At 70.0% G+C, this 18,971-nt stretch carries 14 protein-coding genes; 7 read left to right on the top strand and 7 right to left on the bottom strand.

The features are described from left to right. Positions 1-198 precede the first annotated feature (198 nt). Together MYF83_RS28305 and MYF83_RS28300 are read left to right on the top strand one after the other, a co-directional pair. Complete coding sequence (locus tag MYF83_RS28305; protein WP_248963769.1) at positions 199-2,220, top strand: hypothetical protein; 2,022 nt, start codon at positions 199-201, stop codon at positions 2,218-2,220. A 91-nt stretch (positions 2,221-2,311) separates the two neighbouring features. Next, on the top strand, positions 2,312-3,649 hold the full coding sequence (locus MYF83_RS28300; RefSeq protein WP_248963768.1) for a hypothetical protein: 1,338 nt from the start codon (positions 2,312-2,314) through the stop codon (positions 3,647-3,649). 496 nt (positions 3,650-4,145) lie between these two features. Here the strand turns inward: MYF83_RS28300 and MYF83_RS28295 are convergent, their stop codons facing one another. The 7 genes from MYF83_RS28295 to MYF83_RS28265 form a co-directional block, all read right to left on the bottom strand. Continuing rightward, the gene (locus tag MYF83_RS28295) at positions 4,146-4,928 is read right to left on the bottom strand and encodes a succinate dehydrogenase/fumarate reductase iron-sulfur subunit (RefSeq protein ID WP_248963767.1); all 783 of its coding nucleotides are present in this window, start codon (positions 4,926-4,928) and stop codon (positions 4,146-4,148) included. Continuing rightward, positions 4,928-6,835, bottom strand: coding sequence for a fumarate reductase/succinate dehydrogenase flavoprotein subunit (locus tag MYF83_RS28290; RefSeq protein WP_248963766.1), 1,908 nt, complete (start codon positions 6,833-6,835; stop codon positions 4,928-4,930). Before MYF83_RS28290 ends, MYF83_RS28295 begins: the two co-directional genes overlap by 1 nt. A 9-nt stretch (positions 6,836-6,844) precedes the next feature. After that, the gene (gene sdhC / locus MYF83_RS28285; RefSeq protein WP_248963765.1) at positions 6,845-7,660 is read right to left on the bottom strand and encodes a succinate dehydrogenase subunit SdhC; all 816 of its coding nucleotides are present in this window, start codon (positions 7,658-7,660) and stop codon (positions 6,845-6,847) included. Between the two features lie 222 nt (positions 7,661-7,882). Continuing rightward, on the bottom strand, positions 7,883-8,332 hold the full coding sequence (locus MYF83_RS28280; protein ID WP_248963764.1) for a response regulator: 450 nt from the start codon (positions 8,330-8,332) through the stop codon (positions 7,883-7,885). Continuing rightward, positions 8,325-9,902, bottom strand: coding sequence for a sensor histidine kinase (locus tag MYF83_RS28275; protein ID WP_248963763.1), 1,578 nt, complete (start codon positions 9,900-9,902; stop codon positions 8,325-8,327). The genes MYF83_RS28280 and MYF83_RS28275 overlap by 8 nt, the downstream gene beginning before the upstream one ends. Then, positions 9,899-11,098: a PP2C family protein-serine/threonine phosphatase gene (locus MYF83_RS28270; RefSeq protein WP_248963762.1), complete on the bottom strand. Its 1,200-nt coding sequence runs from the start codon at positions 11,096-11,098 to the stop codon at positions 9,899-9,901. The genes MYF83_RS28275 and MYF83_RS28270 overlap by 4 nt, the downstream gene beginning before the upstream one ends. Before the next feature lie 149 nt (positions 11,099-11,247). Continuing rightward, positions 11,248-12,186 carry a LysR family transcriptional regulator gene (locus MYF83_RS28265; protein WP_248963761.1) on the bottom strand — a complete coding sequence of 313 codons (939 nt, stop codon included), beginning with the start codon at positions 12,184-12,186 and terminating at the stop codon, positions 11,248-11,250. Positions 12,187-12,524: 338 nt separating this feature from the next. Between MYF83_RS28265 and MYF83_RS28260 the strand changes: the two genes are divergently transcribed. The 5 genes from MYF83_RS28260 (at position 12,525) to MYF83_RS28240 (ending at position 18,692) form a co-directional block, all read left to right on the top strand. Beyond that, positions 12,525-13,160, top strand: a complete 636-nt coding sequence (locus MYF83_RS28260; protein WP_248963760.1) for a succinate dehydrogenase cytochrome b subunit — start codon at positions 12,525-12,527, stop codon at positions 13,158-13,160. Continuing rightward, the gene (locus MYF83_RS28255; RefSeq protein ID WP_248963759.1) at positions 13,157-15,082 is read left to right on the top strand and encodes a fumarate reductase/succinate dehydrogenase flavoprotein subunit; all 1,926 of its coding nucleotides are present in this window, start codon (positions 13,157-13,159) and stop codon (positions 15,080-15,082) included. Before MYF83_RS28260 ends, MYF83_RS28255 begins: the two co-directional genes overlap by 4 nt. A gap of 69 nt (positions 15,083-15,151) precedes the next feature. Continuing rightward, the gene (locus MYF83_RS28250) at positions 15,152-15,889 is read left to right on the top strand and encodes a succinate dehydrogenase/fumarate reductase iron-sulfur subunit (RefSeq protein WP_248963758.1); all 738 of its coding nucleotides are present in this window, start codon (positions 15,152-15,154) and stop codon (positions 15,887-15,889) included. A gap of 124 nt (positions 15,890-16,013) precedes the next feature. After that, positions 16,014-17,156: a winged helix DNA-binding domain-containing protein gene (locus MYF83_RS28245; RefSeq protein ID WP_248963757.1), complete on the top strand. Its 1,143-nt coding sequence runs from the start codon at positions 16,014-16,016 to the stop codon at positions 17,154-17,156. 171 nt (positions 17,157-17,327) lie between these two features. After that, positions 17,328-18,692, top strand: coding sequence for a hypothetical protein (locus tag MYF83_RS28240; RefSeq protein ID WP_248963756.1), 1,365 nt, complete (start codon positions 17,328-17,330; stop codon positions 18,690-18,692). Positions 18,693-18,971: the final 279 nt, after the last annotated feature.

The following is an 18,971-nucleotide window of genomic DNA, read 5'->3' as shown; positions in this document are numbered from 1 at the left end:
GAGTTTGTCGCGCACCGTATCGGGGGACGGGGATCTGTAGTGGCCGGTTGGTGGCAACGTGCCCGAGTGGCGTCCGTGGTAGGCGCCGGAGCTCTGGTTCTGGGAGGCGGTGCTTCGCCTCTGATCGCAAGCGCGGCGGATCGCGGGTCGGTGGATCCGCCTGATTCAGCGAAGGGCGCCCGCCTCAGCGTGCGCCTGATGGCAGGCCATCCGAGTGGCCAGGCGGGGCCGATCCGCGCAGGTGACGTGCTGCACTTCCGCGTCCGCCTCGACGGCCAGGCCGGGCGCGCGCGGGTGGCGGTGGCCACCACTCCGCACGACGCGCTCTCCTCGGTCGGGTGCGAGGACGCCGCCCGCACGCCGGCCAAACCGGCCGCGCTCTTCCAGGTGTGCGACTTCGGCAAGCTCGCGGGAACCAAGGACGTCGACGTCGCGGTGACGGTTCCGCAGGAGGCCGAGGAGATCGGCATCACCGCCGTCTCCCACATGCGCGCCCCTGGCGGCGTCCAGTGGATCCGCCGCATGGCGGACGTCAGGCTTTACATCGACCAGAAGGGGACCGGCACCCTCTTCTCCACCGACGTGGAGGTGTCGGGTTCCTCCCAGGTCCGGCCCGCGCAGGGGTCCGGCGGCGACCGGCCCGCCTCAGCTGCGGGGGCGCCGGGTGAGGCTTCCGGCGCGGTCGTCGCACCGCGATCGGAGCAGGTGCGGCCGGACGGCGCGACGTCCGGCATGAAGGCCCCTGGGGCCGATGGGGCCGCGTCGGCGCAGACCCCGGCCCATGACCGTGCGCAGGGCTCGGCGCCCGGGAAGGACGCGCTGCTTCCCGTGGCGCACTCGCGGTCGGGCGACGACACCGATGACACCGACGACAGCGACAGCACGGGTGTCCTCACCGGTACGCATCCCTTCGGTACGACCACCGACGACGACACCGATGACGACGACACCCTCGGCATCGGCACCATCGGCACCGGCATCGGCACCGGCATCGGCACCACCGACACCGACGGCACTCCCGTCGTCGCGACCACCAACGGCAACGGTGTGACCGACACCCTCGGCACCGGCGACACCGCCAACGGCAACGCGAGCGCCGCCGCCGACGAACTCGGCAAGGCGTCCACCAAGCCCGCGGCCGTGCCGCAGGGCCACGGAGCCCCTGCCGCGACCGGTCCGAAGGCTCCCGCGGCCGGCGGTCAGGAAGCCCCTGCCGGTCCCAAGGCTCCCGGCGCCGGCGGTCAGACGGCGCCTGCCGGTCCGAAGGTTCCCGCCGTCACCGGTACGGGCGCCGGCGGGCCGGCGGAAGGCGGTGCCGCGCCGAACGCCGCGTCGTCGAAGGTCAAGGGCGGGCAGGAGCCGGAGGCCGTAGGGAAGCCGTTCTCCGCCGGGCGCTCCGTCCCGGACTTCATGCGGCGGCTGTCCGCAGGCCAGCCCATCTCGGACACCCTGCGGGAGATCTCCGGCGGGCGGCCCGCTTCGGGCCTCGTGCGGGCGTCGTTCCGGCCCGCTCTCGTCTCTCCCCGGGCGGTCGCCCGGGGAGAGCGGCACCTGCCGGGGCGGGTGACCGCGTCGCCGGTGATCCCGCACCCGGCGCCCGGCATCCCCGCTCACCCCACGCGCGGCTCCCATCCGCGGGGAGCCGACGTTCCCATGCCGATGCCGGTCCAGCCGCCGGTCCAGATCCCTCAGGCGGCGTCCCTGATGGACGTGGGCCTGCAGATGCCCGCCGCGATGCCGCCGGCCACGCCGGCGCCCGCCCTGGAGCCCGGGCACGATCCGGGTTCGGGTTCCGGGCATGGTCCCAGCCCGCTCCTGGCTCCGGGAGCCGGCCCGATGGCGGCACCCGGGCAGGTCCAGGCCGCGCCCTCCTTCCAGGGGCAGGGTGCGGTCACGGGTCAGGGTGAGGCTCAGGGGCAGGGCGCCGCCGGTGGTTCTCAGGCGGCCGGCGCGGGTCAGGCCGAGGCGTCCCAGCCCGGGGCGGCGGTCGCGACCGTCCCCCAGGGAGCCTCGGTGGGCGCGCCGCTGCCGCAGGACATCCGTCCGGCCAGGCACGATCTGATGGCCGACGGCGAGCGGGATGAGTTGCAGATGGTTCGTGGCCTGCCCGCCGCGGGGGCCGCGGTGGCGGTCTTGCTGTCGGCGCTGTGGCTGCAGATGAAGCTCCGGCGCAGGCGCGCTTCCAGAAAATCGGACGACTCGAAGGAGCTCTGTCGTTAAACGCCCTTTACTGTTACTTTTGCCGGTCTAGTATTTCCCTTAGTTGATCGGCAGGGTAGCCAGGCGGAGGGCAGCAAGGGTGAGCGGACGCGTGCGTATGACGGCCGTGTCCGCAGTGGTGGGCTCGTTAGGGCTGACGGGCGTCGTCCTGCTCGCCACCGCCCCCATGACGGCGCCCCGGGCGAACGCGGCGCAGGTCTCCATGGCCGACCCCACTCAGGTGGAGCCGGTCGACCCGTCCATGACCGACGATCCCGGGGCCGAGCCGGACGGGCCGGACCCGACCGTGACGGTGACGATCACGGAGAGCCCCGACCCGACGGTCACCCGCACCAAGACGATCACCCCGAAGCCGACGGCGACGAAGGCGCCCAAGCCGACGGCGACGAAGACCGCTCCCGTCCAGCCGCCGGCAAGCGTCGCCCCGCCCACGAGCGCGCCGGCGATCCCGTCGAACCCGCCGATCCTGCCCACGACGCCGCTTCCGTCGGAGAGCCCGGCGCCCGATCCGCTGGTGTCGCTCGCGCTGGCGTCTCCGACGCCGACCCCGTCGCCCTCGGAGTCGACCGAGGCGGCTTCGTCGTCCTTCGACGACCCGACGCCCGAATCGGTGCCCATCGAGATCCGCAACGCCTCCCCCGAGTACGACCAGCTCACCCTCAGCCGGAAGCTCGCCATCCCCGGCGTGCTGCTTGCCGTCCTGGTGATGCTCGGCGTACTGATCTTCGAGGGCCGGATCCGGCGGGTGGCGCACGCGGCGGCGATCCGCAAGGCGGGGCCCCGCTCGCCGGGCAGGCACCGCGGTGACGACGTCCCGCCGGGCGGCTTGCCCATGCCGGGCTACCCGATCTACCACGGGGGCACGGCGTACGCGCCCATCATCAGCTTCGTGCCGGTACAGGGATACCCGAACGTGCCGGCGCCGGGCTCCTCGCTCCCGCCCGGGTACGGGCAGGACCCGCAGGCCTACGGCGCCGCTCCGTACGACCAGCAGGGGTACGGCGCTTCGTACGACCAGCAGGGGTACGGGGCCCAGAGCCCGCAGGGGTACGGCTCGCCGCACGAGCAGGGCGCTGCCGGTTACGGGTACGAGCAGGGGCTCGCCGGGCAGATCGCCCTGCCGGCCGAGCCATGGACCCGCGCGGAGGCGCAGGAGCACTCCGGTGGGCCGTCGGATGGTGGGCTCTCGGACGCCACCGAGACCTTCCCGGCCGTAGGGCCGCGGCCGATGCCCGGAGAGCCGCTCGCGGGGACGCCTGTCGCCAGGGACCCGATGCCGGGAGCGCCGAGCCTGGGTGAGCCGGCATCAGGGACGCCGGTCGACGGCGCATGGCCCGGCGCCACATTGCAGGGCCCGCTGCCCCCGGCGGCTGAGGACGGCAAGCCGCGCCGCGGTGTTCTCGGCCGCTTCCGCCGCGACCCCTCCTGACCGGCAGGGCCGAGCGTCAGGGAACGTCCCCCACGTAGCCCGCCGTACCGTGGCGCCGACTTCGCCGCCCCACGCCCCGCCGTACCGGCGCCTGAAAACCCAGCTCATCCCCGGCAGAGGAGAAGGACCAGCCCGGGGTGGGCTCGGGTTGGTGGGTGGGTCTCGTCACGTCCCTGGCAGGGGGAGCAGCCGGCCCGCGGTGGGTGGGTCTCGTCTGGTCTCCTGGTAGGGGAGAGGGACCTGCCCGGGGTGGGCTCGGGCTGGTGGGTGGGTCTCGTCACGTCCCCGGCAGGGGGAGCAGCCGGCCCGCGGTGGGTGGGTCTCGTCTGGTCTCCTGGTAGGGGAGAGGGACCTGCCCGGGGTGGGCTCGGGCTGGTGGGTGGGTCTCGTCAGGTTTCCCGGCAGGGGAGAAGCCGGCCCGCGGCGGGTGGGCCTCGTCAGGTCCCGGCAGAGGAGAGGGACCAGCCCGAGGGTGGGCTCGGGCTGGTGGGCCTCGTCAGGCGGTTTTCGAAGGGGTGGAACCGGAGGAGCCGGTGCGCTTGAAGATCTTGTTGCCGAGCCAGACCAGCGGGTCGTACTTCCGGTCGACCACGCGCTCCTTCATCGGGATCAGCGCGTTGTCAGTGATCTTGATGTGCTCGGGGCAGACCTCGGTGCAGCACTTGGTGATGTTGCAGTAGCCGAGCCCGTGCTCCTCCTGCGCGGAATCCTTGCGGTCGGCCACATCGTAGGGATGCATGTCGAGCTCGGCGATGCGCATGAGGAACCGCGGACCGGCGAACGCCGCCTTGTTCTCCTCGTGGTCACGGATCACGTGGCACACGTTGTTGCACATGAAGCACTCGATGCACTTGCGGAACTCCTGGGACCGCTCGACGTCGATCTGCTGCATGCGGTACTCGCCGGGCTTGACGCCCTCGGGCGGGGTGAAGGACGGGATCTCCCGCGCCTTCTGGTAGTTGAACGACACGTCCGTGACCAGGTCCTTGATGACGGGGAACGTCCGCATCGGGGTCACGGTGATCGTCTCCTCCTCCTCGAAGGTCGACATCCGCGTCATGCAGCCCAGCCGCGGCTTGCCGTTGATCTCCATCGAGCAGGAGCCGCACTTGCCGGCCTTGCAGTTCCACCGGACCGCGAGGTCGGGCGTCTGCGTGGCCTGCAACCGGTGGATGACGTCGAGGACGACCTCGCCCTCGTTGACCTCCACGACGAAGTCCTCGAGCTTGCCCTCGCCGCCTTCGCCGCGCCAGATGCGGAACTTGGCCTTGTAACCCATCAGGACTCCTTAACGAGCGCGTCGTAGTCCGCCAGTTCCTCGGCGGTGACGTACTTACTGAGCTCCGCCCGGTCGAACAGCTTGATCAGGTCGTCGCGCATGGAAGGCTGCGCCTTCTCCTCGACGGTGACCTGACCGTCGGGGCTGACCCCGCACCGCAGCAGCTTGCTGCGCCACTCGGGGGACATCCCCGGGAAGTCGTCGCGGGTGTGCCCACCCCGGCTCTCCTCGCGGATCAGGGCCGCGCGGGCGACGCACTCGGAGACCAGCAGCATGTTGCGCAGGTCGATGGCGAGGTGCCAGCCGGGGTTGTAGATGCGCCCGCCGGGCGCGCCCGCGTTGGTGGCACGCTCCTTGAGCTTCTCCACGACCTCCAGGGCCTCCTTGACCTCCTCGGCCTTGCGGATGATGCCGACGAGCTCGTTCATGGTGCGCTGGAGCTCGTGGTGGACCTCGTACGGGTTCTCGCCGCCCGTCCGCGAGAGGGGGGCCATGGCCTCGATCTCGGCGGTCTTGAGCGTCTCGGCCGGGGTGGCCGGCCGGGCAGCGAGGCCGTCGATGTACTGGGCCGCGCCCGCGCCCGCCCGGCGGCCGAACACCAGCAGGTCGGACAGCGAGTTGCCGCCGAGCCGGTTGGAGCCGTGCATGCCGCCGGAGACCTCGCCGGCCGCGAACAGCCCGGGCACCGAGGACGCGCCGGTGTCGGCGTCGACCTCCACGCCGCCCATGATGTAGTGGCAGGTCGGGCCGACCTCCATGGGCTCGGCCGTGATGTCGACGTCGGCCAGCTCCTTGAACTGGTGGTGCATCGACGGCAGCCGCTTGACGATCTCGGCGGCGGGGAGCCGGCTCGACACGTCCAGGAACACGCCGCCGTGCGGGGAGTCGCGCCCGGCCTTCACCTCGGAGTTGATCGCCCGGGCGACCTCGTCACGCGGCAGCAGCTCCGGAGGACGGCGGTTGTTGGCCTGGTCGTTGTACCAGCGGTCCGCCTCCTCCTCGGTGGTGGCGTACTTGTCCTTGAACACCTCTGGGATGTAGTCGAACATGAACCGCTTGCCCTCGGAGTTGCGCAGGACCCCGCCGTCGCCGCGTACGGACTCGGTGACGAGGATGCCGCGCACCGACGGCGGCCACACCATGCCGGTCGGGTGGAACTGGATGAACTCCATGTTGATCAGCTTGGCTCCGGCGAGCAGCGCGAGCGCGTGCCCGTCGCCGGTGTACTCCCAGGAGTTGGAGGTCACCGTGTAGGACTTGCCGATGCCGCCGGTGGCCAGGACGACCGCGGGGGCGTCGAAGCAGATCAGGCGGCCGGTCTCGCGCCAGTAGCCGAAGGCGCCGCTGATGGGGGCCTCCGGGCCGGGGCCGCCCTTCAGCAACTGGGTGATCGTGCACTCGGCGAAGACCTTGATGTAGGCCTCGGCGTCGCCGTGCAGCTTCTCGTCCTCCTGCTGGAGGGCGACGACCCTCTGCTGGAGGGTGCGGATGAGCTCCAGGCCCGTGCGGTCGCCGACGTGGGCGAGACGGGGGTACTCGTGGCCGCCGAAGTTGCGCTGGCTGATCTTGCCGTCCTTGGTGCGGTCGAACAGCGCGCCCCAGGCCTCCAGCTCCCAGACACGGTCCGGAGCCTCCTTGGCGTGCAGCTCGGCCATGCGCCAGTTGTTCAGGAACTTGCCGCCGCGCATGGTGTCGCGGAAGTGCACCATCCAGTTGTCGGCGGGGTTGACGTTGCCCATGGCCGCCGCCGCCCCGCCTTCGGCCATGACGGTGTGGGCCTTGCCGAACAGCGACTTGCAGACGATGGCCGTTCGCTTGCCCTGCTGCCGGGCCTCGATTGCCGCCCGGAGACCGGCGCCGCCCGCTCCGATGACGACGACGTCGTATTCGTGACGCTCGATATCCACTGGTGATCCTTACGCGAACGGGAAGTTGACGATGCCCTTGGCGACGAGGCGCACGTAGAGGTCGGCGATCATGACGGAGTACATGGAAAGCCAGGCCAGGAGCATGTGCCGTGAGTTGAGCTTGGAGACGAAGGTCCACATCTTGTAGCGCAGCGGGTGCTTGGAGAAGTGGTTGAGCCGGCCGGCCGTGATGTGGCGGCAGGAGTGGCAGCTCAGCGTGTACGCCCAGATCAGCACGACGTTGATCCACAAGATGATCGTCCCGAGGCCGACATGGCCCCAGTTCCCATTCTCGTCCCGCAGCGCGAGGACCGCGTCCCAGGTGAGCACCAGGGCGATGAGGACGGCACCGTAGAAGAAGTAGCGGTGGATGTTCTGCATGATCAGCGGCAGGCGGGTCTCACCGGTGTACTTCTTGTGCGGCTCGGCCACGGCGCAGGCCGGCGGCGAGAGCCAGAACGCGCGGTAGTAACCCTTGCGGTAGTAATAACAGGTGAGACGGAACCCGGCCGGCAGGCCGAGGATCAATATGCCGGGCGGCAGCGTCCACCAGTCGCCGAAGGGGGCGAGCCCGAGGAACCGCGCGCCCTCGGGACAGGACGTCGCCAGACAGGGCGACGAGAATGGGGCGATATACGGCTCGACGAAGTAGCTCTTGTCGAAGATCGCCCAGAGTCCGTAGACAAGGAACGACGCGAGTGCCGCGAATGTGATGGCCGGGGCCAACCACCATCGGTCCGTGCGCAGGGTGCGTGCCTTGATCTGGGCTCGCTGCTTCCTTTGCGCCGGGTCATTGGTCGGCCGGCCGGCCGTGGTCTGGGTCATCGGAGAACTCTCCACCTCCCGCGGACCCCCTCGCCTCATCAGGTGCGGGGTCCGGGCTTTCACGTTTGGCTGGGTGCCGCGCGCGTTGTGGTCCGCGCCGGTAACACAGCCGCGCGCGTGCCGGTGGGGGTCTACGTTACGACGGCGAGAACCCTCTGTGTGAGAAGGGTCACTCACTTTTTCGACTGACCTGGTGTGATTCCCGTCACGTCCCAGTCAGGCCTACTGGCGCTGACCGGTTCTTGGCAATTTCACTACGGTCACGAAGAAGTCGTCGATCTGGCGGACCACCTTGATGAACTGGTCGAAGTCCACCGGCTTGGCCACGTACGCGTTGGCGTGCAAGTGGTAGCTGCGCAGGATGTCCTCCTCGGCCTCGGAGGTCGTGAGCACCACCACCGGGATGCTGCGCAGGTCGGCGTCGCCCTTGATGTCCTCCAGCACCTCCCTGCCGTCCTTGCGGGGCAGGTTGAGGTCCAGCAGGACCAGGTCGGGCCGGGGCGCCTCGGCGTACTCGCCCTCCTGGCGCAGGAAGGCCATCGCCTGCTCGCCGTCGCTGACGACGTGCAGCTTGTTCTGCACCTTGTTGTGCTCGAACGCCTCTCGGGTCAGCAGGACGTCTCCAGGGTCGTCCTCGACGAGAAGGACGTCGATGAAGCGGTAGTCATCCATGCTGTTCTCCAGTATTCGCGGGCAAGCTCCAGCGGAAGGTGGTGCCCGGCCGGTCGGGGTCGGGGTCCTCCAGTTGGATCTTGCCGCCGTGGTACTCGACGATCTTTCTGCATAGTGCCAGGCCGATGCCGGTTCCGGGATATACGTCTCGTGGGTGCAGGCGCTGAAATATCAGGAAGATTCGATCAGCGTACTTGCTGTCGATGCCGATGCCGTTGTCCGTGCAGGCGAACTCCCACATATCGCTCTGCTGCCGGGCGGAGATGTGGATGCGGGGCGGCCGCTCGGAACGGAACTTCAAGGCATTGCCAATGAGGTTCTGGAAGAGCTGGGTGAGCAGCACGCGGTTGCCGTAGACCGTAGGCAGCGCGTCGTGGGTGACGACGGCGTCGGTGTCCTCGATCTGCGCCGCCACGTTTCCTACGGCGGTCTCCAGGACCTTCTCCATGTCCGTGGGAGCCTTCTCGCCGCCCACGCGGCCCACGCGGGAAAGGTTGAGAAGATCATTGATGAGCAACTGCATGCGTTTGGCGCCGTCAACGGCGAAGGTGACGTACTGCTTCGCCCGTTCGTCGAGCTGGTCGCCGTACCGCTGGTCCAGCATCTGCGTGAAGCTCGCGACCTTGCGCAGCGGCTCCTGCAGGTCGTGGCTCGCGACGTAGGCGAACTGCTCGAGCTCGGCGTTGGAGCGGCGCAGCTCGGCCGCCTGGTCCGACAGCAGCCGCTGGGCGTCGGCGGCGCGGCGCCACTCGCGCAGCATGCGCCCCCGCATGGCGTCGACCCGGCCGGACAGCTCCGCCAGCTCGGCCGGCCGCTGGACCTGCAGCACGCGGTCGAATTCGCCCTGGGCCACGGCCCTCACCTGTTGTGTGAGCTGCGATATCGGCCGCAGCACGATGTACCTGATGATGAGCGTGAAGGCCAGCGCGGCGCCGACGAAGACCAGCGCCAGCACGGCCAGCACGATGTAGAACGTCCGCCAGCCCGCGTCGATGCGGGCGCTGCCCTGGTCGTGCAGCATGCCGAGATCGTCCTGCAGCGCGGCGAGCGCGTCCCGTACGGCGGTGAAGCGCTGCGCGTTGATCGGGGCGTAGGCGGTGGCGGTCTCCGTCTTCAGCTCGGGGACCTTGGCGATCACGACGTCGGCGTAGTCGCGCCGCCAGGCCGCCGACGCCTGGGTCAGGCGAGCGAGGTCGGCGCGCGCCGTCGCGTTCCCCATGCGGCCCGCGAGCACGGTGAGCCGCGCCGTCGACTCCGACTCCGCCTGGAGGCCCTTCCGGTAGTCCTGGAGGTACTGGTCCTCGTTCGTGCGCCCGTACGCGCGAATGGAGCTCTCCTGGGTGGACAGGGCCGTGGAGATCTCCAGGGTCTGTAACACCGCCGGGTCGACCACGTCCACGACGGACTCGCGGATGACGCGCAGGTGGTCCACCGTCATGATGGTCACGGCCGCCCCGAGCGCGAAGGCCAGCGCGGCCACCGTCCCGGCCATGGCGAACCATCGTGCCAGCGGAAGGCGCCCCACTCCGCTCGGCGGCGCGGGCGGGGGCAGGGGCGCGAGGTCGGTCAAGGTGGCGGCCTCCGGCCCACCAGCACGGCGGCCAGGTCGTCGTTGAGCGCGTTCTTGTGCATCTCCCGCACCGAGGTGATGATCCTGTCGAGGTCGATCTCACCCTGCTCGCGGATGAGGCGGATCAGCCCCTCGGTGCCCAGCAGGTCGGGCCCGCCGCCCACCGTCGCCTCGATCAGGCCGTCGGTGTAGAGGAGCATCGACCAGTCCTCGCCGAGGTCCAGGTCGATCGTGGCCCACTCGACATCGGTGAAGATGCCGAGCGGCGGTCCGGAGGGGGTGTCGGGGACGATGTCGAGGACGCCCCCGCGCACCCCGCCGCGCACCAACAACGGCGGCGGGTGCCCGACCACGTGGAGCCTGGCCTGGCACAGCGCCGGGTTGATCGTCACCGTGCACATGGTGGTGAAGATCTCAGGCGACTTGCGCTCGTTGCGCAGCACGGCCTCGAGCGTGGTCAGCAGCTCGTTGCCGGTGTGCCCGGCGAGCACGAGCGTGCGCCAGGCGATGCGCAGGGCGACGCCCAGCGCCGCCTCGTCGGGGCCGTGGCCGCACACGTCGCCGATGACCACGTGCACCGCGCCGTCGGGGGTCTGCACGGTGTCCCAGAAGTCGCCGGCGAGCAGGGCCTGCCTGCGGCCGGGGAGGTAGCGCGCCTGGTGCTGCAGCCCGTCGCGCTCGAGCTCCTTCTTCAGCATCGGGACGGGCAGCAGGCCGTGCTCCAGGCGGGCGTTCTCGCGGCTGAGGTGCTGGGCGTCGGCGAGCTTGCGCTGGGCGAGGTCGGCCCGCTTGCGTTCGATGGCGTAGCTGATGGCACGGGCGAGCAGGCGCTCGTCGACGTCCTGCTTGACCAGGTAGTCCTGCGCGCCGGCGGCGACGGCCTCGACGCCGACGTGGGCGTCGTTGAGGCCGGTGAGCACCAGGACGGCGGTGTTGGGAGCCATCGTGAGCACCTGGCGCAGGGCTTCGAGACCGGTGGCGTCGGGCAGCGAGAGGTCGACCACCACGCACTGCACCTCGTCGGTGAGCCGGTCGCGGCTCTCCTCCAGGGTGCGCGCCCAGATGATCTTCGGGGGCGTCGGCGCCCCGGCCAGCAGCTCCTCTACCAGAAACGCGTCACCCGCGTCGTCCTCGATGAGGAGGATCGTCTGCATCTCGGTGGGCGCCGCCGGCATGCCGGACGAGAGCGCGGTCACTGGTTCCTCTTGTGAAGTGATGGTTGACCTTGCCTGTTGTCCTGCACCATATAGCGAAAGTCGTCCCGACGCATGGAAGTACAAAACCCTGCCTGGGGGCTATAAACAATACGAAATGTCATAAACGTGCTGACGGTAATCCCCGGTTGTCATCCGGCCGGAAGATCGGCCAGAACAACGCCCTGCGGCAGCGATCCCTCCTCGGCGGCGTGCGACAGATAAGAGAGAAGCGTAGCGCGAAAGGCCTGAGCGGCCCGGCTGGGTTCGACGTCCTTGCGATGGGCGAGGGCTATCGTCCGGCGAAGCCCCGGCGGCGCCAGCGGAGTGCCCGCCAGGCCCGGGCGCCCGTCCAGCACCATCGACGGCACCACCGCCACACCCAGCCCCGCCTCCACGAACCGGAGCACGGCGTCCATCTCACCGCCCTCCACCGCGAACCGCGGTTCGAACCCCGCCTGGCGGCAGGCGCTCAGTGTCGCCTCGCGCAGGTCGTACCCCCGGCGGAACATCACCAGCGGGCGCCCGCGCAGTTCCTCGATGCGAACGTACGGCTTGCGCGCCCGCGCACCGGACGGGGAGGCGACCACGAGGTTCTCCTTCAGGATCTCCTCGGTGACCAGCGAGGGGTCGCTGCTGTGCAGCGGCAGGATGATCAAAGCCAGGTCGAGCTGCCCCCGGGCGAGGTCGCGGACCAGATCGCGGGACCCGCCCTCCTCGACGAGCAGATCGATGCCGGGATAGTCGCGGTGGAAGCGGGCCAGGGCATCGGCCAGCAGCCCGGCGCAGAGGGACGGCGTCGCGCCGAGCCGCACCCGGCCCCGGCGCAGCCCCGCCAGTTCGGCGACCTCCCGGCGGGCGGTGTCGGCGTCGGCCAGCATGCGGCGGGCCAGCGGGAGCAGCGCCTCGCCCGCGGGAGTGAGCGTCACGTTGCCCCTGGCGCGGCTGAACAGAGGAGCGCCGAGCTCGGTCTCGAGCGCTTTGATCTGCTTGCTGAGGGACGGCTGGGCGAGCCGCATGCGCTCGGCCGCGTGCGTGAAGTGCGAGGTCTCGGCCACAGCCACGAAGGAAGCCAGTTGCTGTAGCTGCACGTTCCACACTGTACGTGCGCGATCGTGGCGTTCCGTGGCGGGCGACCGCCGCCGGGCCTGTGAGATTGCTCGCATCGGCGCACCGCCGCCGTTACGACGCGCCCGCCGAGCCATGGGGCATAGCGTCTGGCTATCGAAACCAGGCCTTTCATGACTTGGACGCGTGAAGGCTCCCATGCCTAGCGTCGGCAGCTGTGACATCGACGATAGACCGAGGCGCAGCCACCGCGGTGGTGACGCCGCGCACTACACCTCCCAAGGCTCAAAAGACCCCGAAGCGGCCCGGCCGGCAGGGGCTCTCCGGCTTCCTGCGGTCGTCCAACGGCAAGAAGGCCGTGATGGCCGTCAGCGGCGCCGTGCTGGTCCTCTTCCTCATCGGTCACATGGTGGGCAACCTCAAGATCTTCCTCGGTGAGGGGACCTTCAACTCCTACGCGGAGTGGCTGCGCACCGTCGGCGAGCCCGCGCTGCCCGCCCGGACGATGCTCACGCTCACCGAGATCGTGCTCGCGCTCGCCGTCATCGCGCACATGTGGTCGGCGGTCTCGCTGGCCCGCCGCGCGGCCAAGGCCCGGCCGGTTAAGTACGCGGCCCGCAGGAAGTCGCAGGCCAACGGCTACGTCGTGCACACCATGCGCTACGGCGGCGTCATCATCGTGCTCTTCGTCGTCTGGCACCTGCTCGACCTCACCTTCGGGGCGGTCAACCCGAAGGGCTACGACGCCACCCCCTACGACCGGGTCGTGGCGGGCTTCGACCCCTCGCGCTGGTGGGTGACCGCCTTCTACGTCGTCGCCCTGGTGATGGTCGGGCTGCATCTGCGCCACGGCCTGTGGAGCGCCTTCCAGACGCTCGGCCTTGCGAACGGGCGCGCGCGCCACCTGCTCAACGTCGGGGCCGCCGTCCTGTCCACCCTGCTCGTCCTGGGCTTTCTCGCCGTCCCCCTCGCCGTGATGATCGGAGCAGTCAAGTGAACTACACGGTCGGCGAACCGATCCGCGACACCAAGGCTCCCGAGGGGCCGATCGAGGATCGCTGGGACAAGCGCCGCTTCTCCGCCAAGCTGGTCAACCCGGCGAACAAGCGCAAGCTCAACATCATCGTGGTCGGCACCGGCCTGGCCGGCGGCTCGGCCGCCGCGACCCTCGGCGAGCTGGGGTACAAGGTCAAGTCGTTCTGCTACCAGGACTCGCCCCGGCGCGCCCACTCCATCGCCGCGCAGGGCGGGATCAACGCGGCCAAGAACTACCGCGGCGACGGCGACTCGATCCACCGGCTGTTCTACGACACCGTCAAGGGCGGCGACTTCCGCGCCCGCGAGTCCAACGTCTACCGGCTCGCCCAGGTCAGCGTGAACATCATCGACCAGGCGGTGGCCCAGGGCGTGCCGTTCGCCCGCGAGTACGGCGGCCTGCTCGACACCCGTTCCTTCGGCGGCGCCCAGGTTTCCCGTACGTTCTACGCGCGCGGGCAGACGGGTCAGCAGCTCCTGCTGGGCGCGTACCAGGCCCTGGAGCGCCAGATCGCGGCCGGGACCGTCGAGATGCACACCCGCCACGAGATGCTCGACCTGGTCATCAGCGACGGCCGGGCGCGCGGCGTGATCGTCCGCGACCTGGTGACCGGCGAGATCGAGACGCACCTCGCCGACGCCGTCGTGCTCGCCACCGGCGGGTACGGCAACGTGTTCTTCCTGTCCACCAACGCCAAGGGCTGCAACACCACGGCGATCTGGCGGGCGCACCGGCGCGGGGCGTACTTCGGCAACCCCTGCTACACCCAGATCCACCCGACCTGCATCCCGGTCAGCGGCGACCACCAGTCGAAGCTGACGCTGATGTCGGAGTCGCTGCGCAACGACGGCCGGGTGTGGGTGCCGCTGCGCAAGGGCGACGACCGGGCGCCGGGGGACATCCCCGAGCACGAGCGCGACTACTACCTTGAGCGCATCTACCCGGCCTTCGGGAACCTGGTGCCGCGCGACATCGCCTCCCGCGCCGCCAAGAACGTCTGCGACGAGGGCCGCGGCGTCGGGCCCGGCGGCCTTGGCGTGTACCTCGACTTCGCCGACGCGATCGGCCGCCTCGGCCGCGACGCCGTCGAGAAGAAGTACGGCAACCTCTTCGAGATGTACGAGCGCATCACCGGCGAGGACCCCTACGTCCGGCCCATGCGCATCTACCCGGCCGTCCACTACACGATGGGCGGGCTGTGGGTCGACTACGACCTGCAGTCCACGATCCCGGGCCTGTTCGTGATCGGCGAGGCCAACTTCTCCGACCACGGCGCCAACCGCCTCGGCGCCTCCGCGCTGATGCAGGGACTCGCGGACGGCTACTTCGTGCTGCCCACGACGATCGGCGACTACCTGGCGAACGGGCCCTTCGGCGAGGTCGAGCAGGAGGCCGTCGACGAGGCGCTCGGCCAGGTCACCGGCAAGATCGGCCGCCTGCTGTCGACCAGTGGCAACCGCACCGCGGACTCCTACCACCGCGAGCTCGGCAAGATCATGTGGGAGTACTGCGGCATGGAGCGCACCGAGGAGAGCCTGCGCAAGGCTCTGGAGCGCATCCCCGAGCTGCGCGAGGAGTTCTGGAACAACGTCAAGGTTCCCGGTGAGGAGGAAGGTCTCAACCAGGCGCTGGAGCGGGCCGGCCGGGTCGCGGACTTCTTCGACCTCGCCGAGCTGATGTGCCTGGACGCGCTGCACCGCACCGAGTCCTGCGGCGGCCACTTCCGCGCCGAGTCGCAGACCGAGGACGGCGAGGCGCTGCGCGACGACGAGAACTTCGCGTACGTGGCGGCCTGGGAGCACAGCCCCGAGGGCACTCCCGTGCTGCACAAGGAAGAGCTCGACTACGAGTACGTCCACATGACCCAGCGGAGCTACAAGTGAGCGCCTCGCGCCCTGTGGCCCCCAATGAGCGAGCGGTCCGCGCGGCGGACGAGGAGCGGTAAGCGAACCATGAACCTCACCCTCAAGGTCTGGCGGCAGAACGGTCCCGCCGACAGCGGACGGATGGTGACTTATCAGGTTGAGGATGTGTCGCCGGACATGTCCTTCCTGGAGATGCTGGACGTCCTCAACGAGCGGCTCATCCTCGAAGGAGACGACCCCGTCGCGTTCGACCACGACTGCCGCGAGGGCATCTGCGGCATGTGCGGCATGGTCATCAACGGCGTCGCCCACGGCGAGCAGCGGGCCACCACCACCTGCCAGCTCCACATGCGCCACTTCAAGGACGGCGACACCGTCACCATCGAGCCGTGGCGCGCCGCGCCGTTCCCCGTCGTCAAGGACCTGGTCGTCGATCGCGGCGCCTTCGACCGCATCATCCAGGCCGGCGGCTTCATCTCCGTGCCCGCGGGCTCGGCGCCGGACGCGCACAGCATCCCGGTGAAGAAGGAGAACGCCGACGACGCGTTCGACGCCGCCACCTGCATCGGATGCGGCGCCTGCGTCGCGGCCTGCCCGAACGGATCGGCCTCGCTGTTCACCGCGGCGAAGATCACCCACCTGGGCCTGCTCCCGCAGGGCCAGCCCGAGCGCGACTCCCGCGTCGTGGCGATGGTCGAGCAGATGGACCTCGAAGGCTTCGGCGGCTGCACCAACACCGGCGAATGCACCGCCGTGTGCCCCAAGGGCATCTCGCTGGACGTCATCTCCCAGATGAACCGCGACTACCTCAAGGCGGCCAATTGACCCCGGGCCCGGGCCGCCGGCGACACTCCTCGCCCGCGGCTCGGGCCGCGACGGTGTAACTTGCGGCAGTGACCGCTCGCTGCCCATCCGGAGGTTCCGCAGTGGATGAGAGCTCCGGCGCACCATGAGGATCACCGCACAGGGGCTCAATCGCGCCACGCTCGCCCGGCAGCTGCTTCTCCGGCGGCAGCGACTCGGCGTCATCGACGCGGCCAGGCGCGTGGTCGCCTTGCAGGCGCAGCAGGCCGCCTCGCCGTACCTCGCGTTGTGGAACCGTCTCACCGCCTTCGATCCGGCCGACCTCGACGCCGCCTTCGCCGAACACAAGCTGGTCAAGGCGACGCTGATGCGGATCACGCTGCATGTGGTGCACGCGGACGACCATCCAGCCATGCACGCCGCCATGCAGCCGACGCTGCGAGGCGCGAGGCTCGGCGACCGTCGCTTCACGGTGAGCGGGCTCCGCGCCGCCGACGCCGACGCCGTACTCCCGGAGCTGCTGGAATTCGCCGGCCGGCCCCGCACCGTGGCCGAGGTCGAGGCATGGCTCGACGCGCGGCTCGGAGTCCCCCCGAAGGGCGTGTGGTGGGCGTTGCGGTCGTACGCGCCGCTGCTGCACGCCCCCACAGGCGGGCCGTGGTCGTTCGGTACGCGGCCGTCGTACGTCGCAGCGGGCACGCCGCCGGCGTCTGGGGGGAAAGACATCGCAGACCAGCACCTGCGGACATTGGTCCAGCGCTACCTGGAGGGATTCGGCCCCGCATCGGTGGCGGACGTGGCGCAGTTCGCCTTGGTCCAGCGCTCCAGGGCCCGGGACGCCCTGAGCGCCCTCTCCGGCGTACTGGAGGAGCTGGAAGGGCCCGATGGCACGAGGCTGTTCGACGTCCCCGGTGGCCCGCGCCCCGCCGAGGACACGCCGGCCCCGCCCAGACTGATGGCCATGTGGGACAGCATCCTGCTGGCCTACGCCGACCGGAGCCGCGTCATCCCGCCCGACTACCGCAAGCTCGTGACCCGGTCGAACGGCGACGTGCTGCCGACCCTCCTGGTCGATGGGTACGTCGCCGGCGTGTGGCGCCCGGTCGAGGGAGGAATCGAAGCGACCGCCTTCCACCACCTGCCGGCCGAGGCCTGGGAAGGACTCGCCGCGGAGGCCCGGTCGCTGGTGGCACTCCTCGCCGACCGCGGCCCCCAGCCCTACCGCCGCTACGACCACTGGTGGACCACCCTGCCCGGCGCCGAGGTCCGAGTACTCCCCGGCCAATGAGACGCCGCCCCACTTCGCTCACCTGATCTGGCTCTTCGACCACCGCGGCCACCTGAAGTCGACCTGATCGAAAATGGTCCTCGCCTCCGCGCTGGACGCGCTCCGGGTGATCGGAAGGGGCGGTGGGCAGGCGCTGACGGTTGTCGGTGGAGGGCGCTACGGTGTCGGCTCATGTCGTGGAGATCGCGTTCATGGTGGGCCGGTGCCCTGCTGGCGTCGTCGGCCGGGATGATCTACAACTTCACTCTCACCGCACGCGGCTTCGCGTTCTTCGGCTTTTACATGTTCTGCCCAGGAAAGGACGCCTATTTCGAGTCGGCGTGGTTGCTGGGACTGGTGACGGACTGGATGCCGCTCGTGTGGTACGGCGGCGTGCCCGCCGTCGTGGTCGCCTTTCTCGCGCACTGGATCCTCACCAGACTCGGGCGTCCTCTGATCGGCCGGGTGTGCTCCCGTGTCCTCGCGGCGTCGCTGCTGGTCCTGTACGGCATCGGACCACTGGGCTTCATCGTGGACATGGCGATCGATCGGGGATGCCTCGAGACGTGGGGCGGCCCCGACGGAGTGGTGTTCTTCCTCGGCCCGGTCGTCGCGCCCTTCGTCGCCGCACTCTGCGTGCTGGCGGCGGTGCGGACCCCCAAGCACCGGGTCCGCCGGTTCCTCATCCGGGTCCTCCGGTCCCGCGGGTTCAGACGAGGGCTGGCGGCCGCCGCGGCGCTCGGCGTACTGGCGATCCTGCCCGCCGGCGACCTCATGGCCGGTGTCATCACCCCTGCCTCCAGGTGCCCATCGGAAGGCGGTTCTCCCATATGGGACCGCGCCGGAAGCCGGGCGTTCCTCTGCGGTGTGCGAAGCACGGGAGGGTTCGCGGACATCTCCGACCGCGATCTGCTCGCGTACGGGCGTGCCATGTGCGAGGCCTACCCGCGCCGGGACATCTCGCCGCACGAGATCGCGCCCATCTGCCCCAGGGCCGCCGTGGACGTCAAGGCGCGGTACGAGGCCGAGGAGGCCGAGTACGAGGCGCAGGAGGCGGCGAACCAGAAGGTCTGCGACACCTCCCGGCATCGGCCCCTGGTCAGGCCGGTGCGGGTGGCGCGTGAGCGCACGTGGACCGACTACGGCGTGCTGGAGTCCTTCGAATCGGAGGACGCGATCGATGATCCGCTGCTCAGCGTCGCGCAGCGCAACGGACTCGTCGCGTCCCTGCCAGGCCACCTGATGATCCTCAGCCATTCCGACTTCGACATCTGCCTGACCGCCGAGACGTACCGGAAGAGGCCTCCGGTGGAGGTCAAAGGCTGGGACCACGTGGTGGAGGTCGGCTACGAGAGCCCGACGGGGCAGATCGAGCTCATGGATCCGATGGCGGGGGAGAGCGACCTGCCCAACCTGGCGTTCCGCGGCAAGGGCCACTACCGCGTCCGGGTGCACTATCGCCTGCCGGACTCGAAGGGGTGGACGCCGCAGCACCTGCTGGTCATGGTGTATCCCGGCAAGGGCGACCAGGTGGTCGAACACCGCCGGAGACCGTGATCCTCCGCCGGCGGAGCATCGAAGCGCCGCATCAAAGCGGAGCATCGAAGCTCGCCGAGGCGCACCGGCTGTTCGAGGAACGATCGGTGCTCGGCCGCGTCCTGCTCCTGCCCTGATCCGATCCGCCGGCCTGCGGCGTTTCGCCGCGCCGCGCATCCCATGAATGGCGGCGTCAGCTTCCTGTCGCACGGGCGCCACGCGCGCCCGTACGGCAGGTCGATCCACGTTTTGACCTGGGGTTATGTACGGCCTCGAGGGCCGGGGCGAGATGTCTCCTAT

The organism is Sphaerisporangium perillae, from assembly GCF_023276435.1.
Classification (GTDB): domain Bacteria; phylum Actinomycetota; class Actinomycetes; order Streptosporangiales; family Streptosporangiaceae; genus Sphaerisporangium; species Sphaerisporangium perillae.
This window is presented reverse-complemented; position numbering and strand designations above follow the sequence as displayed.